Source organism: Jeotgalibacillus haloalkalitolerans (genome assembly GCF_034427455.1).
GTDB classification, from domain to species: domain Bacteria; phylum Bacillota; class Bacilli; order Bacillales; family Jeotgalibacillaceae; genus Jeotgalibacillus; species Jeotgalibacillus haloalkalitolerans.
Window position 1 is genome coordinate 492,259 of the sequence record NZ_JAXQNN010000002.1, and the last position, 15,932, is coordinate 508,190.

At 41.1% G+C, this 15,932-nt stretch carries 19 protein-coding genes; 4 read left to right on the forward strand and 15 right to left on the reverse strand.

What is annotated here, in order from left to right; all coding sequences use genetic code 11:
• Positions 1 to 10: 10 nt before the first annotated feature.
• The 4 genes from UFB30_RS07390 to UFB30_RS07405 are packed head-to-tail and all read left to right on the forward strand — an operon-like array spanning position 11 to position 2,790.
• Positions 11 to 1,075: a D-alanyl-D-alanine carboxypeptidase family protein gene (locus UFB30_RS07390; RefSeq protein ID WP_322421046.1), complete on the forward strand. Its 1,065-nt coding sequence runs from the start codon at positions 11 to 13 to the stop codon at positions 1,073 to 1,075.
• A complete protein-coding gene (locus UFB30_RS07395; RefSeq protein ID WP_322421047.1) occupies positions 1,069 to 1,662 on the forward strand; it encodes a nucleoside recognition domain-containing protein in 594 nt (197 codons plus the stop codon). The genes UFB30_RS07390 and UFB30_RS07395 overlap by 7 nt, the downstream gene beginning before the upstream one ends.
• Positions 1,655 to 2,197: a spore maturation protein gene (locus UFB30_RS07400; RefSeq protein ID WP_322421048.1), complete on the forward strand. Its 543-nt coding sequence runs from the start codon at positions 1,655 to 1,657 to the stop codon at positions 2,195 to 2,197. The genes UFB30_RS07395 and UFB30_RS07400 overlap by 8 nt, the downstream gene beginning before the upstream one ends.
• A gap of 29 nt (positions 2,198 to 2,226) precedes the next feature.
• The gene (locus UFB30_RS07405) at positions 2,227 to 2,790 is read left to right on the forward strand and encodes a DUF309 domain-containing protein (RefSeq protein ID WP_322421049.1); all 564 of its coding nucleotides are present in this window, start codon (positions 2,227 to 2,229) and stop codon (positions 2,788 to 2,790) included.
• Positions 2,791 to 2,808: 18 nt separating this feature from the next.
• Here the strand turns inward: UFB30_RS07405 and UFB30_RS07410 are convergent, their stop codons facing one another.
• The 15 genes from UFB30_RS07410 to UFB30_RS07480 form a co-directional block, all read right to left on the reverse strand.
• On the reverse strand, positions 2,809 to 3,168 hold the full coding sequence (locus UFB30_RS07410) for a GNAT family N-acetyltransferase (protein ID WP_322421050.1): 360 nt from the start codon (positions 3,166 to 3,168) through the stop codon (positions 2,809 to 2,811).
• Positions 3,169 to 3,384: 216 nt separating this feature from the next.
• Positions 3,385 to 4,710: a diaminopimelate decarboxylase gene (lysA, locus tag UFB30_RS07415; RefSeq protein ID WP_322421051.1), complete on the reverse strand. Its 1,326-nt coding sequence runs from the start codon at positions 4,708 to 4,710 to the stop codon at positions 3,385 to 3,387.
• 81 nt (positions 4,711 to 4,791) lie between these two features.
• On the reverse strand, positions 4,792 to 6,246 hold the full coding sequence (locus UFB30_RS07420) for a spore germination protein (RefSeq protein ID WP_322421052.1): 1,455 nt from the start codon (positions 6,244 to 6,246) through the stop codon (positions 4,792 to 4,794).
• A gap of 5 nt (positions 6,247 to 6,251) precedes the next feature.
• Complete coding sequence (locus UFB30_RS07425; RefSeq protein ID WP_322421053.1) at positions 6,252 to 6,677, reverse strand: stage V sporulation protein AB; 426 nt, start codon at positions 6,675 to 6,677, stop codon at positions 6,252 to 6,254.
• On the reverse strand, positions 6,674 to 7,237 hold the full coding sequence (locus UFB30_RS07430) for a hypothetical protein (RefSeq protein WP_322421054.1): 564 nt from the start codon (positions 7,235 to 7,237) through the stop codon (positions 6,674 to 6,676). The genes UFB30_RS07425 and UFB30_RS07430 overlap by 4 nt, the downstream gene beginning before the upstream one ends.
• A gap of 13 nt (positions 7,238 to 7,250) precedes the next feature.
• A complete protein-coding gene (sigF, locus tag UFB30_RS07435; protein WP_322421055.1) occupies positions 7,251 to 7,994 on the reverse strand; it encodes an RNA polymerase sporulation sigma factor SigF in 744 nt (247 codons plus the stop codon).
• 11 nt (positions 7,995 to 8,005) lie between these two features.
• Positions 8,006 to 8,446: an anti-sigma F factor gene (gene spoIIAB / locus UFB30_RS07440; protein WP_322421056.1), complete on the reverse strand. Its 441-nt coding sequence runs from the start codon at positions 8,444 to 8,446 to the stop codon at positions 8,006 to 8,008.
• Positions 8,443 to 8,796: an anti-sigma F factor antagonist gene (spoIIAA, locus tag UFB30_RS07445; RefSeq protein WP_322421057.1), complete on the reverse strand. Its 354-nt coding sequence runs from the start codon at positions 8,794 to 8,796 to the stop codon at positions 8,443 to 8,445. Before spoIIAA ends, spoIIAB begins: the two co-directional genes overlap by 4 nt.
• 114 nt (positions 8,797 to 8,910) lie before the next feature.
• Positions 8,911 to 10,056, reverse strand: coding sequence for a D-alanyl-D-alanine carboxypeptidase family protein (locus tag UFB30_RS07450; RefSeq protein WP_435390800.1), 1,146 nt, complete (start codon positions 10,054 to 10,056; stop codon positions 8,911 to 8,913).
• A 182-nt stretch (positions 10,057 to 10,238) separates the two neighbouring features.
• Positions 10,239 to 11,546 (reverse strand): pyrimidine-nucleoside phosphorylase, encoded by a 1,308-nt coding sequence (locus UFB30_RS07455; RefSeq protein WP_322421059.1) that lies wholly within the window; start codon positions 11,544 to 11,546, stop codon positions 10,239 to 10,241.
• A gap of 70 nt (positions 11,547 to 11,616) precedes the next feature.
• Positions 11,617 to 12,798: a phosphopentomutase gene (deoB, locus tag UFB30_RS07460; protein WP_322421060.1), complete on the reverse strand. Its 1,182-nt coding sequence runs from the start codon at positions 12,796 to 12,798 to the stop codon at positions 11,617 to 11,619.
• 98 nt (positions 12,799 to 12,896) lie between these two features.
• On the reverse strand, positions 12,897 to 13,778 hold the full coding sequence (gene xerD, locus UFB30_RS07465; protein ID WP_322421061.1) for a site-specific tyrosine recombinase XerD: 882 nt from the start codon (positions 13,776 to 13,778) through the stop codon (positions 12,897 to 12,899).
• Positions 13,779 to 14,141: 363 nt separating this feature from the next.
• Positions 14,142 to 14,579, reverse strand: coding sequence for a ferric iron uptake transcriptional regulator (gene fur / locus UFB30_RS07470; protein ID WP_322421062.1), 438 nt, complete (start codon positions 14,577 to 14,579; stop codon positions 14,142 to 14,144).
• A gap of 110 nt (positions 14,580 to 14,689) precedes the next feature.
• Entirely contained in the window at positions 14,690 to 15,280 is a 591-nt protein-coding gene (locus UFB30_RS07475) for a stage II sporulation protein M (protein WP_322421063.1), read from the reverse strand.
• Positions 15,281 to 15,326: 46 nt separating this feature from the next.
• Positions 15,327 to 15,881 (reverse strand): NUDIX hydrolase, encoded by a 555-nt coding sequence (locus UFB30_RS07480; RefSeq protein WP_322421064.1) that lies wholly within the window; start codon positions 15,879 to 15,881, stop codon positions 15,327 to 15,329.
• Between the last annotated feature and the right edge of the window lie 51 nt (positions 15,882 to 15,932).

Genomic DNA, 15,932 nt, shown 5'->3' on the forward strand with positions numbered 1-15,932 from the left:
TTGAGAGGTGGTGTATCTGATCAAAAAATTGTTTGTGGTCATCTTACTCTTTTTCTTATTATACAAACCTGCTTATGCAATCGATGTATCTGCTCACTCTGCCATATTGATTGACGCTGAAAGTGAAAGGGTCATATTCAGTAAAAATGAACATGAGCAAATGAAAATAGCAAGCATTACAAAAATTATGACTGCCCATTTAGCAATCAGACACGGGAAATTAAATGACAAGGTGAAAATATCCAATGAAGCTTCGTCAACTGAGGGGTCCAGCCTATATTTAAAGGCAGGTCAAACTGTCCTGTTGGAAGATTTACTCTACGGCCTTTTATTAAGGTCAGGAAATGATGCTGCTGTTGCGATCGCTGAACATATCAGCGGTTCTGTTGAGAAGTTTTCTGAACTGATGAATGAAGAAGCGAAGCGTCTGAAAATGAAAAACAGCTATTTTACTAATCCCCACGGTCTGGATACAGATGATCAGCACTTATCAACTGCTTATGATATGGCCATTCTGACACGGCATGCGATTCAGGATAAAACATTTAAAAAAATCTTTTCAGCTTCCAGTTATACCCCATCATTTAAAGATGCGTATCCGTGGACGAATAAACACCGTCTTGTCACAGGGCTTTATCCACATGCCAATGGCGGAAAAACCGGCTTTACAAAAAAAGCAGGCAGAACACTGGTCACGACTGCAGAAAAAGAGGATATGACTTTAGTTGCTGTCACAATCTATGGACCGGATGACTGGAATGATCATATGTCCCTTTTTGAATATGGCTTTGAGCATTACGATATGGCCCAGTTAATCTCCAGGGGACCTCTTCCTGTAGTGCCTGGGATGCCTGAGAATATCCAGTACATATCAGATCATGAAATAAAAGTCCCGCTGACTGAAGAGGAACGCAGTCAAATCGTTTATAAAATCGTACCCGGGACGAAAACCGAATTAAAAGTCTATACCGGTGAGAATCTGGTCAGCAGTATACCACTGACAGAAAAGAAGTTTGATCCTCCTGCATTTTATGAAAACCTGCTCAGTAAATTGAAGGAGCTTTTTAAATGGTAAATTTAATCTGGATCTTCATGCTCGTCTCAGGTCTTTTATTCAGTATATTCAATGGAACAATAGATGAAGTGAATAAAGGTTTATTTGACTCTGCCGGCCAGGCTGTTGAACTGGTGATTGGATTTGCTGCAATTTTCACCTTGTGGCTAGGCATGATGGAAATAGCCAGGCGTGCAGGGTTGCTGAATCTGATTACTAAACTCTGCTTTCCATTGATCCAGAGGCTGTTTCCTGATCTTCCAAAGAATCATCCGGCTGCCGGTTACATTATGACGAATGTTTCTGCCAACTTTTTTGGACTCGGAAATGCCGCAACGCCATTTGGGGTGAAGGCAATGAAGGAATTGCAGGTATTGAATCATCAACCTGAAAAAGCGAGCAGGTCTATGGTTACTTTTTTGTGTTTGAATACTGCAGCAGTTACTTTTTTTCCTGCTACAATTGTTTCAATGCGGCTCTCTGAAGGTGCGGCTGATCCCTTAGATATTGTAATACCGGCTTTTGCCGCTACAATCTGCTCATGTACTGCGGCAATTATATATGACAGAATCAGCTGGAGAATCACCTCGGGGAAAAACCATGATTGATCTCATCTCTTTATCAAAGCTTATATTGCCTTTATTAATCCTGACGATCCTGTTTGCAGCACTTATCACTAAAACTGACGCTTACAGTGCTTTTGTCAGCGGAGGAAAAGAAGGATTACATATGGCAGCTGAACTGCTGCCCTTCCTGGTTGGAATGATGGCGGCAATCAGTGTGCTTAGATCCTCCGGTTTGTTATTATGGATCACCAACCTTGTTTCTCCACTGTTTCTTTATTTCAGTATACCAGCTGAAATTTTCCCTCTTTTTTTGACACGGCCGATTTCAGGTACAGCAGCGCTTAGTATCACAGCTGACCTGACTCATACCTACGGACCCGAACATATGATTTCAAGGCTGGCTGCCGTCATTCAGGGCAGTACTGACACGACTTTATATATACTGACTGTGTATTTTGGTGCTGTCGGCATTAAAAAAATGGGCAGGGCGCTGATGGTTGGTCTTCTCGCAGACCTTACAGGTATGATCCTTGCTGTAGTGATCACAATCTGGTATTTTCAAAACGTTTGGAGCTGACAAGCCTGTGTGATAGACTAAATCAAAAAATGGAGGTGCTGGTCATCGTACATTATCCAGATGATTATATACAGTTCTTAGTTCACTTTCACGGTGACCGCGATTACTTTGAATGCCATGAAATACTGGAAGAATATTGGAAGGAACATACGGATAGAGAAAAAAATTCAGTATGGGTTGGATTAATACAACTTGCAGTTGCGCTTTACCACCACCGGCGTGAAAATTTTAAAGGTGCAGCTACTATGCTGAAGCAGTCGAAATATAAAATATCTGCATTTACAGATGAAGCGGCGAACCTGGGCCTTAATACTGAAGCTTTACTGCATTTAATCAGCGAGATAGAAAGTGCAGTTCTTGTGCGGTCTCCCTATCAGAGTGTCATGCTTCCGATTACTGATGATACCCTGCTGCAAGCCTGCAGGAATGAATGCCACCGCAAGGGATTTATCTGGGGGGAAAAAAGTAATATGAATGATGAAGCACTGATCGACCGTCACAAACTGCGGGACAGATCAGATGTTATATCGTTGAGAAAACAGGCACTTCTCACAAGATCAAAAATGAATTCAGCTTCTGATACAGTTGATTGAAAAAATGAACCCGCAGCTCTATTCGGCTGCGGGTTCATTGTCTTCGCATTTCTGAAGGAATCCTTCAGTATAAGAAGTACTTACCAATTCTTTATCACTGTACATTTCCTTAAGTGAAGCAACAATACGGTGTCCTACTCCCTCATTGCGGTGAGAAGGATTTACTGAGATATGGCGCAGAGTAATCTGATGATCCTCGATTTCTACCCCTGCCAGGCCAATGATGTCTTCTTCTTTCCACAAAAACAGTTGAAAGTTTTTTTCTTCTTCATACTGCTTCATTGACTGCTGCAATTGTTTAATCTCTTTTTCTGTCGGCATAAAAGACATTAACCCCATTGCAATTTTCTCAAAGGACTTTTTATAACGAATTAACATAAAGTACTCCTCACCAAGTTGTAATCGTAATCTGCTGTATTATTACCTGCAGCAGTTGATACGGTAAAATTTCTACTGTTCTTATACCGTACCATATCATACTAAATGTATCAGAACTTTTCAATTTTGTCCCTTATACAATAAAAAGCCAGTAGATCATTCCCCAGATTACAGCCAGTATCAGTAAGACGATAAAAGTGATTGCATTCTGTTTTTTCATTCTTTCTCCGCTCCTGAAAGTGTAAGGGGCAGGTCGTGTCTGATCAGATCCTCATAACTTTCACGCTCAATCACAAGTTCAGCTCGGCCGTTCTCTACAAATACAACTGCAGGACGCGGAATCCGGTTATAGTTATTTGCCATCGCATAACCGTATGCGCCAGTACAGAATACAGCAAGTACATCACCAGGCTCATGGTTACAGATCGGCAGGTCCCAAATTAACATGTCCCCGGACTCACAGCATTTCCCCGCAATAGATACAACTGACTCTGCTTCAGCTTCCGGACGGTTTGCAATGACTGCCTCATATCTCGCATTATAAAGTGCAGGACGGATGTTATCACTCATTCCACCATCTACCGCGAGATAATTTCTCACATCCGGTACATGCTTAGTGGATCCGGTTTTATACAATGTTGTACCCGCATCTCCTGTCAAAGACCTTCCGGGCTCTATCCAGATCTCAGGCATTGTGAGCTGATGCTCTTCCATCAGTATCTTTACTTTGGTAATAATATCCTCCACATATTTGCCAGGTGCAAGCGGTTCATCTTCTTTTGTATATCGTATGCCAAATCCTCCACCAAGGTTTAACACCTCAGCTTTGAAATTCAATGAAGTTTTCCATTCTGACATTTTTTCTATCATTTTTTCAGCAGCCATGATAAATCCTGTTGTTTCAAAAATCTGTGAACCGATATGGCAATGTAAACCTAAAACGTTAAATCTGTTATCACCCAGCACAATGTTAAGAGCTTCCTCTGCCTGACCATTCTGAAGATCAAAACCAAACTTTGAATCTTCCTGACCGGTGAGAATATAATCATGTGTATGCGCCTCGATGCCTGGCGTTACACGCAGCAGAATAGAAGCTATCTTGCCCTTTTCTTTACATATACGTGACAGAAGCTCTATTTCATAGAAATTATCAACAACAAAACAGCCAATATCAGCATCAAGTGCCATTGAGATTTCTTCAGGACTTTTATTATTCCCATGGAAATGGATTTTGTCAGGGTTAAACCCAGCTTTGAGTGCTGTATATAATTCGCCCCCTGATACGACATCCAGACTGAGTCCTTCCTGTGCAATCAGCTGAATCATCGCAATTGATGAAAATGCTTTACTCGCATATGCAACCTGTGAGGAAACACCCAGTTTTTCAAATGTGTTTTTAAACCCGCGTGCGCGTTCTCTGATCAGCTGAGTATCATATACATACAGCGGGGTACCAAACTCATTTGCCAGGTCAATTGTATCTACCCCGCCGATTGTGAGGTGACCTTTTTCATTTATTGATGAAGTGCCATAATAATGCATGTTCCAATCCCTTCTTTACTGCAGAATATCATTAATAGATAGTAAGTACATTACCACAGTAAAGCATTTTTGTGCAATGGATTAATGAGAGCGCTTTTGTCTGATGCGGTCTTCCGCTTTCACAATCATTGGTCTGATCACAGTACTTGTCACAGGTACTCTCGTGATAACCTGTAAAAGCGCGAGTGGCCGGAATGGAAGCAATGGCCATAAATAAGGCACGGTAAACACACGCATTTGAGCAAGGAAGACAATTAATAGCGTAAATCCTATAATAAATCCTGTTGTATGAAAAAAGCCAACAAGCAGGATCAAAAAGATCCGGGAAAATTTATTTGCAATACTAAGTTCATAACTTGGTGTTGCAAATGTTCCAATCGATGCTACCGCTACATACAAAATAACTTCAGGCACAAATAAACCGACGTCTATTGCGATCTGACCAATCAATACAGCAGCAATCAAGCCCATTGCGGTAGATAAAGGTGTAGGTGTATGAATGGCCGCCATTCTTAAAAATTCAATCCCGATATCAGCAAGTAACAACTGCAAGATCAATGGGATGGCAGCTTCTTCTTTTACACCAATAAAAGATAATGACTCCGGTTTTAAAGCAGGATCAATTGCCAGCAGGTACCAGAGTGGAAGTAGAACGATTGAAGCTGCAATTCCTGTAAACCGGATAAATCTGAGCATTGTTCCGGCTGCAGGAGACTGTCTGTATTCCTCAGCATGCTGTACATGATGAAAAAATGTTGAAGGTGCAATGATGACACTCGGTGACGTATCAATATAAATACATATATGCCCTTCCAGGAGATGTTCAGCAGCAATATCAGCTCTTTCTGTGAATCTGACAAGCGGATAAGGATTAAACCCCTGCTTAACAATGTATTCTTCCAATGATTTATCAGTCATTACAAGACCGTCAGCATGTATTTGTTCAATCTCTTTTTTGATAATATCCACAAGCTCCGGATTCGCAATCCCTTCAATATAGCCGACTGCAACATCCATTTTTGATCTTTCGCCAATCTCAAGCATTTCAAATCTGATTCCTTTGTCTCTGATCCTTCTCCTGGTCAATGCTGTATTCACAATGATATTTTCAACAAAACCGTCTCTTGATCCTCTTACCACCTTTTCCGTGTCAGGTTCTTCAGGCTGACGTCCCGGATAGCTTCTGACATCAATTAAGAAGCATTCATCTTCACCATCAATTTTCAGGGCGATTAATCCGGAGAAAACCTGTCTGATCAGTTCATCTTCTGTATCAGTCATTTCAACAGAGTGATGAATAATTCTCTGATCTACCAGTCCTTTAAAATTTTTCCGCCTGTCGATTTCATGCAATGCACTTAATTCATCAAGTATTTTCATAATAAATCTTGTCTCGCACAAGCCGTTTACTGCATAAATACTGATACTCTGATCACCGAAATCGATTTTCCTTACAATAAAATCAAAGCTGACACCCAAACCGGCTTCTTTCAGCCTGCTGTCTAATTCCCGATTTATTTTAGGGAGCTTTCTCATTCATCTCAACCCTTCCATACCGGTAAAAAGATCAGCCAGTAAAAAAGTGAACCGGCTACTTTCCCCGCAATAATTGCTGTAATAATGTATTCAATGCTTCCCGTTATTTTCAGCCTTCTTGTGATCAGCGGAATTACGTTTAACACTTCAGTTAAAGCAGCTGCCATCATGCCGACAAACATCCCTGACAGCAATCCTGAGACCGGAATGATCAGGGAGAGCTGAACTGAGAATGGAATATACATTACTGCAGTCCCCAAAAGGGCTCCGGTAATCATAGACCATTCCATCGCACGCAGCCGGGTTTTTTGAGAAGCCATAATTATAATCCTTGGCAGTACACCTAATACTGAGATAAATGCTACAAATCCTCCGCCAACAGCAAAACCGGCTGCAAGGCCGGTGAATGCAGTCATGACATGTCCAATCATGACCCGTTCTTCTGATCAGCAACCCTTACATAATCTTCTACTGATTTTTCGTAATTATGAATCTCTATTTCGAGCGGACTCGGTTCATCATTAAACCGTTTCTTCAGAATTCTGTTAAAAAACAGCAGCATCCCTGCACCAATCCCTATTGAATAAGGGATATGAAACCAATTAGGATGAGCATTACCAAGCATGCTCACAATGACCAGCTGCGTTTCAGCCATACTGACATCTTCATGAAAATACATAATCGTTAATGCTGAACCTGTAAACAGCAGTGTCCACACAAAAAACAACAGAAGGTAAGAAGAGCGTGCAGACTCAGTTCTTTCTACTACAGTGCAATTACTGCCTGTAACAGCAATATCTGTATCGCTGTATTGCTGCATAATATCAGTGCTCGAGATAATTGAATATCTTCCATCAATTTCATCAAGAATAACTTTATTTCCAATCGATTTTTTCAGCTCCTGAGGCGCCCATATTACTGCAATATCACATAGCCTGACTGGTCCTCCGGAAAGTGTAACTTTTGGTTTCATTTCAATATAAGCCTTCACGCTCTTCACCTCCCTACACTTTTTGTTCTTCTTCAAGCCACTCTTTAATCGAAGACAGTACTTTCTTTTCTATACGCGAGACCTGTACCTGAGATATACCAAGCTCTTTGGCAACTTCGGACTGAGTCCAGTCTTTAAAGTATCGGTAAAATATGATCATTCTGTCACGATGTTCAAGCGTCATCAGTGCTTCTTTCAGTGCGATGTGGTTAAACCATTGATCATCCTGACCGGCAAGCTGATCTAACAGCGTAATCGGGTCTCCTTCACTTTCATATACTGTTTCATGAATGGATGAAGGTGCTTTCGACGCTTCCTGAGCAAGAATGATGTCGTCTACCGGTACTTCGAGGTATGCTGAAATTTCCGATAGTGATGGAACTTTATTTAAGACAGCAGATAAATGTTCCCTTGCTTTTCTGACTTTGTAACCCAGTTCTTTAATCGATCTGCTTACTTTTACAGTTCCGTCATCTCTCAGGAACCTCTGGATTTCCCCGATAATCATCGGTACAGCGTAAGTCGAAAATTTCACATTATATGATAAATCAAATTTATCTACAGCTTTTAACAGACCAATTGAGCCGATCTGGAATAAGTCGTCCAGTTCGTAGCCCCGATGCTGAAAACGCTGAACAACTGACCAGACCAGCCTGACATTCTGTTCAACCATCTTATCTCTTGCCTGCTGGTCACCATTTTGACTTTGTCTGATCCATTCACGTACCTCGTCATGGTTAATTGAGTTCACGCTCATCCTGTTATCACCTACAGGCAATTGGCTTTGACAGCAGACAGCTGCTTCACCATTTTTACGATTGTCCCCTGATTCTCAGATGATTTCACTTCAACCTGATCCATAAAGTGTTCCATAATCGTAAAGCCCATTCCCGACCTTTCCATATCGGGCCTTGAGGTGTATAGTGGCTGCATTGCAGTTGCTACTTCGTTTATTCCTTTTCCACGATCCTCTATTTCAATTGTAAGTACCCTGTTTTCCATCAGTAGTTTCATGTAGACTTCATGAAAGCCTTCTTCGTTATACCCGTGAATAATTGCGTTGGTAACTGCTTCAGAGACTACTGTTTTAATATCACTCAGCTCTCCAAGCGTCGGGTCATAGGGTGCAACAAATGATGCGGCAATCATTCTTGCAAGTGCTTCGTTTTCACTAATCGAAGAAAAGCTGCAGTTCAGTATGTTCTTCATTGGACAGCCTCCAATCTCGTAAGTGCTCTCTCCTCTGATACTTCAACCATCAGGATTTTATACATACCGGACATTTCAAATAATCTTTTAACTGCCGGTGTGGCTGCACAGAGTACCATATTCCCTCCGATTTTCTGTAAATACTTATATCGGCCGAGAATCAGCCCAAGACCGGAGCTATCCATAAATTCAAGTTTTTTAAGGTTTAAAATAATGTGTCTGATTGAGTCACTTTCCATTAAGTCTGCAAGTTCTTTACGAATAGGTCCCACTTCATGATGATCCAGCTCCCCGCTCATCCTAAGCAGCAGTACACTTCCTTTGACTTCAGCTTCTACTCTGCATGCCATCCCTACTCCTCCTTCTTCAGCTGATGTTTTACAGCTGTAATCCGGTGTATTCACGATTGAAACCTGCTAATCCTGCAAGGTGACAATACTAGAAAAAAGAAGTAGTTTTTCGACTTAATTTGCAAAAAATGATTTTTTCCACGATCTCTTAAATAATTCTGACCAGTTTGCTTTTTTGGTGTCATTTTTTGACTCCAGCAGCCCTTTAGAAATGGCTTTATCTCCTTTAAACACACTTACATATCCTACGATTTCACCTTTTTCTAAAGGAGCCTGTAAGTTTTTCTCAATAACAACTTTTCTTTTATAGACAGCGTTTTCATTCTTTTTTTCGATCACTTTTAAAGAATTTGATAACGCTGCTTCAACTTTTTCGGGTGTTCCTTTGTTGATTGCTGCTTCAGCCAGTACTTCACCTTTTTGATTAAAGGTTTTTGATACAAAGTTTGTGAATCCGTAATTCAGCATTTCTGCTGACAGCTGATTTCTTTCCTTTGAAGACTCTGCCCCGAAGATCACAGTGATCAGACGCATCTCTCCTCTTTTAGCTGTTGCTGTCAGGCAATACTTTGCTTCACTCGTATATCCCGTCTTCAGACCGTCGGCACCCGGATATGATTTAATCATTTTATTTGTATTCACGAGCCAGAAAGGGTCTGTGTCCTGCCTTAAGTAATCATCATAGGTCCCTGTAAATTCAGTAATTTCTTCATGCCGCAGCAATTCTTTTGCGAGCATCGACATATCATGTGCTGAACTGAAGTGTCCGCTTTCCGGAAGACCAGTTACGTTTTTGAATTGCGTATCTTTAAGCCCCATCAGACCGATTCGATCATTCAGCTTTTTTACAAATGATTCTTCAGAGCCTGAGATATGTTCAGCCATTGCAACGGAAGCATCATTTGCTGATGCAATCGAAATGGCTTTCACCATTTCTTTTACAGTCATCTTTTCGCCCTGCTTCAGATAAATCTGAGATCCGCCCATACCTGCAGCAGTGCTACTTGTTACCACTTCATCCTCCCAGGAAAGCCTGCCCTGATCGATTTCTTCCATAATCAGAAGCAGCGTACCGATCTTTGTCATTGATGCAGGAGGCAGCTGATCATTACTGTTTTGTTCATACAGTACCATTCCGGTATCAGCATCTACTAATATTCCTGACTTTACTTTCCCGAGATTCAGTTCAGCTGCATCAGATTGAGCATTTATACAAAAAAATAAACTTATGCATAACAGAAACAATAGCTTTTTCAACACTCACACGCCCTTTAAAGGTTTTTATTATGATTGCTGATTCCTGCTATTTTTATACATAAAAAAGAGACCGGGACATAATTAAATGTTCCGGTCTCTTTTATCGTTTTGCTTTACTAAGGTGAATTTAATATGAAGATGTAATAAACTCACTTTTTATTAAATTGTTTCAACCTCTTTAGTGATTATTCTCCTGTCACCTGATCTACAATCAGTGCAGGTGCATGTCCTTCTGCTGAAATTTCAATGCTTTCGTACAGCTTCGCTTTTACTTTTTCAACTTCAGTTAAATCGTTCGCATAAATCGTAACAAGTGATTCTCCTTCTTTAACTTCGTCTCCAACTTTCTTTTGAAGGAGAAGCCCTACTGCAAGGTCGATTTCACTTTCTTTTGTCGCTCTTCCTGCACCAAGCCACATTGCAGCAGTACCGACATTATCTGCAATAATACGGCTGATTTTACCGCTCGTTTTTGCAGGCAGTTCAATCTTGTGTTCAGCCTGAGGAAGCTTTGATGGATCATCCACTACAGATGCGTCGCCCCCTTGACCGGATAAAAATGCCTTGAAACGGTTGAGCGCTTCTCCGTTTTTGATTGCCTCTTCAAGCATTTTTCTGGCTTGTTCGTGCGTTTCAGCTTTTTTGGAGAGTACAACCATATGGCTGCCGAGAACGAGACAAAGTTCTGTAAGATCTTCGGGACCTTCCCCTTTTAAAGTATCAATCGCTTCTTTGACTTCCAAAGCATTACCAATTGCAAATCCAAGGGGCTGACTCATATCTGAAATGACTGCCATTGTCTGTCGTCCGACATTGTTTCCGATTCTCACCATTGCTTCAGCAAGTTCACGCGCCTGAGCTTCATCCTTCATGAACGCACCGGCACCGGTCTTAACATCAAGAACAATTGCATCAGCTCCGGCAGCGATTTTTTTACTCATAATGGATGAGGCAATAAGCGGAATACTGTTGACAGTCGCTGTCACGTCACGAAGTGCATAAAGCTTTTTATCAGCAGGGGTCAGGTTTCCGCTCTGACCGATAACTGCTAGCTTTTCCTCATTTACAAGACGCGTGAATTCATCACTTGTCAGTTCAACGTGAAAGCCAGGTACTGCTTCAAGCTTATCAATTGTACCGCCTGTATGACCAAGTCCGCGCCCGCTCATTTTCGCAACCGGGACACCGGCAGCGGCAACAAGGGGTCCAAGAATTAACGTCGTCGTATCACCTACACCGCCAGTTGAGTGCTTGTCAACTTTAATTCCTTCTATTGCTGACAGATCAATCTGATCGCCTGACTCCACCATTGCCATTGTCAGATCAGCCCGTTCCGACTGGGACATTCCTTCAAAGTAAATCGCCATTAATAAAGCGCTTACCTGATAATCAGGGATTGTTTCATTTGTATATCCTTCAATCACAAACTTAATTTCTTCCGTTGAAAGTTCCCCGCCGTTTCTCTTCTTTTCAATAATATCAACCATTCTCATTTTATGTGCCTCTTTTCAATGTTTATTTAATTGATTCAGGGCAGGTCTGCTGCCCTGAATCAAACATGTTTTATAATTCTTTCAAAAAGCTTCTTCCAAACTCAGGTGCTTTTACGCGAAAGTTTTCTGCAACGGTCGCGCCGATATCTGCAAAAGTTTCCCGAAGTGAAATTTCCCCGCCTTTTTCAATAGAAGGTGAATAAACGAGAAGTGGGACATACTCACGTGTATGGTCTGTCCCGTGATGAACAGGGTCATTACCGTGATCAGCCGTAATGATCAAAAGATCCTCTTCCGTCATTTTCTCAAATACTTCAGTTAATCTCGAGTCATATTCCTCAAGTGCTTTACCATACCCTTCAGGATCACGGCGGTGTCCAAACAGCGCATCAAAATCAACAAGGTTTAAAAAGCTTAAGCCGGTGAAATCTTTATCAAATGTCTGGATGAATTTATCCATACCATCCATATTATCTGATGTACGGATTGATTCTGTTACACCTTCTCCGTTATATATATCAGATATTTTACCAATTGCTATGACATCATAGTTTTCATCCTTCAGTTCATTCATAACTGTACGGTTAAATGGTGTAAGTGCATAGTCATGACGGTTTGAGGTCCGCTTGAATGCGCCTGGCTCCCCTACAAATGGTCTTGCAATAATGCGTCCTACCAAGTATTTTTCATCAAGTGTCAGCTCTCTTGCAATTTCACAGATCTTATACTGCTCTTCAATCGGTATGATCTCTTCGTGAGCAGCAATCTGCAGTACCGGGTCTGCTGAAGTATAGACGATTAATGCACCGGTTTTCATATGTTCTTCGCCCAGTTCATCCAAAATGGCTGTCCCGCTTGCCGGTTTGTTACCAATAACTTTCCGGCCTGTTTTCTCTTCAAGCGCCTGAATTAATTCTGCAGGGAATCCTTCAGGATACACTTTGAATGGTGTGTCAATATTGAGACCCATGATCTCCCAGTGGCCTGTCATTGTATCCTTACCAACTGAAGCCTCCTGCATTTTAGTATATTTCGCAAGCGGCTTGTCAGCCGGTGCTATCCCTTTAATTTTTTCTATATTTGAAAGACCCAGTTTTGCCATGTTCGGCATATTCAATCCATCCATGTGATCTGCTATATGTCCAAGTGTGTGTGCCCCTTTATCATTGAATGCTTCCGCATCAGGCGCTTCACCAATTCCTACTGAATCCATTACAATCAGATGAATACGTTTAAAACGATTATCACTCATTCATTTTTCCTCCTTTAGTATCTTTAATTATTGTACATATTCAGCTATCACAGTTACAAGAGAAACGTCTGAAGTCTGACAACTTATTTTTCCGAGAATTATGCTCTCGGATGAAATTGGGAATAAACCTCTCTGATTCTTTTAGTTGAAACATGTGTATAGATCTGTGTGGTGGAAATATCTGCATGTCCCAGCATCTCTTGAACCGCTCTCAGATCCGCTCCATTCTCAAGTAAATGAGTTGCAAATGAATGTCTGAGGGTATGTGGTGTTAATTCCTTTTCAATTTTAGCTTTTTCAGAAAGCGCTTTTAATATTTTCCAGAAACCTTGTCTGCTCAACCTGCGGCCGTGGTGGTTTAAAAACAGTGCCTGCTCCCCCGGTTTGCGTCCTCTGTTCTGTCTGACATACTGGGAAATGATGTTGGACGCAGTATGACCGATCGGAATAATCCTTTCTTTATTTCCCTTCCCAGTGCACTTAATAAACCCCATATCAAGGTTAATGTCATCTGTGTTCAAATTGATTAATTCACTGACCCGCATACCGGTTCCATAAAGCACTTCAAGCATTGCTTTATCTCTCAGTCCATTTTTCTTTGTCAGATCAGGACTTTCAAGCAGTGCCTCAACCTCTTCTATACTTAATACCTTTGGGAGCGTTTTTTCAGCCTTCGGAGTATTCAGATGTTCAGTCGGATCCTGGGTGCAGATCCTGTTCCTCATTAAGTAATGGTGGAAAGATCTAATTGAAGACGTATGTCTGGCGATTGTTTTGGATGACTTCCCCTGCTGTTTTAAATGTTGAAAAAACTGCAGAACCTGAAGTCTTTGCACATCACAAACATGGCTGATTCTTTCAACCTTGATCAGATAGTCAGTATAACTTTTCAGGTCTCTCTCGTAAGATTGAATGGTATTTTTTGATAGCCCTTTTTCAACAATCATGTATTGTATAAAATCCTTTAATTGATCCTTCATTCACTCACCCCGCCTCTTCTATATTCTAATGTTTTCATCGTATAAAGTCATCTTCCGTCTTATGTTATTACAGACTTTTAATACTTTTTTGTGCGCGTATTTCAACCTGTTAATCCCTTTATAATACGCAGGCTTATTTTGAAAAGTGGCTTTGTTAAATTTGGCTGATGATCTCCGCTTCAGGGGGACGCTTTCCGCGGCCGGGCGGTGAGCCCGCAGGCTTCGCCATGCCAAGTCTCACACGTCCCTTCCTGCCGCAGGAGTCGCCCCCTTTCGCTTCGATCACCAGCTGTGCAAAAACAACAATGGACTTTATCAAAGTGAAAAAAATAAAAAACCATGCACTGATGCATGGTTTGGTATCTATTCCTGGCATCTATGGCATATGCCATGAAATGTCAGGCGGTGATCTTTAATTTTAAAATTCCAGTCACGCTCAACAATTTCTTCAACATCTTCAAGTAAGTCATCCTGAATCTCATCAACAGCGCCGCATTCCAGACAAATCAGATGATGGTGGAAATGAGCTGCACCCTCTTTACGCAAATCATATCTTGAAACACCGTCTCCAAAATTAATTTTATCAACTACTTTTAATTCAGATAGAAGTTCCAGTGTTCGATATACAGTCGCAAGTCCTATTTCAGGCGCTTTGTCTTTTACTAATAGATATACATCTTCTGCGCTGAGGTGATCGGCTTCGTTCTCAAGTAGTACCCTGACTGTTGCTTCACGTTGAGGGGTTAATTTATAGCTTGCTGAATGAAGCTGCTTTTTAATTCTGTCGATCCTGTTCTCCACGTTTACCCCTCCCTCACAATATCAACAACATTATAACAAACGGCAAGCTGTTTGCAAACAATAATCATTATTAATTAATATCTTAATAGATTATTATCAAGTATTTATTATTATGTAATAAAAATTCTAATTAAGAATCCCGGTACGTAATATTCGACTAGCCCGGCAACACCTGCAGCTGCAAGTGAAACGCCGAGTAAAACCAGATAGGCGGTCCCTATGCTCTTTATAGTATAAATAAAAGGTTGTCTTGCGCCAATCCCTTTCCATATCTGCCCTGCAAGTATGAGTGATTCCGCACCTAAAATAATATAGACAGACATGATCAGCAGATTGTGAGGTAAAAGAACGATTGCAGCTTCCAAAATTCCGCCCATGCCTTTTTCATACAGCATCATGCCAGAGGCAAAACCAAAAAGACAACCCTTCATATAAATTAAAAACCAGGCGACCGGCAAACCGGCTAATGTAAATCCGGAAGTCCAAATAAACAGCAGGATAAATAAATCAATCAGCATTGCACTGAATATCTGACCGCTCCCGCCAAATTGAATATCCGGGATGATGTGAAGAGGCGCATAAATATTTACAAGAAGTGCTCCTGCTGCTGTACCACCGGCAAGTAAAATCAAAATAAAAATATAATACGCCATGTGGTTTGAAAGATAATGCAAAATATGAGTGCTGACATTCGGCTTCATGCATCTTCCCCTCCCTGCACAACCATTCTATGCAGGAAGTCTGTGTCTATGTAAGTTTTCTCAATTGCTCTAATCTGAGATATTGGACTGCATATGCCGTTTTCGCATCAAAAATCCTCTGGTTCAATACCATCTTTTCAGCTTCTTCAAGGGTCACTTCCATTAATTCCACAAACTCATCTTCATCAGTGCCGTGAGAATTTTCAATTTTATATAAACCCTCTGCGATATATACATGTACCAATTCATCTGCAAACCCCGGAGAAGTGTAAAAAGAAATTAAATGAGTTAATGTCTTACATCCGTACCCTGTTTCTTCTTCCAGCTCTCTTTCAGCAGTTACTTCAGGTAATTCACCAGGCTCAAGCTTTCCGGCAGGGATCTCTACTATCGACCTTTCCAGTGCTTTACGATATTGTTCAACCATGATGAGCTTATCGTCATCTGTTTTGGCTATGACACAAACTGCACCAGGATGTTTGATAATTTCCCTTTTAGACGTTTTCCCGTTTGGTAATTCAACGTCCTCAATTTGAAGACTGATGATTTTACCTTTGAACAGCTCATTTTTTGTAATGGTTTTTTCTTCGAATTTTTTCATAGGGTCCACTCCTTTATAAATGTATTGTAACAGTGTTTTTCTGTGATTTCC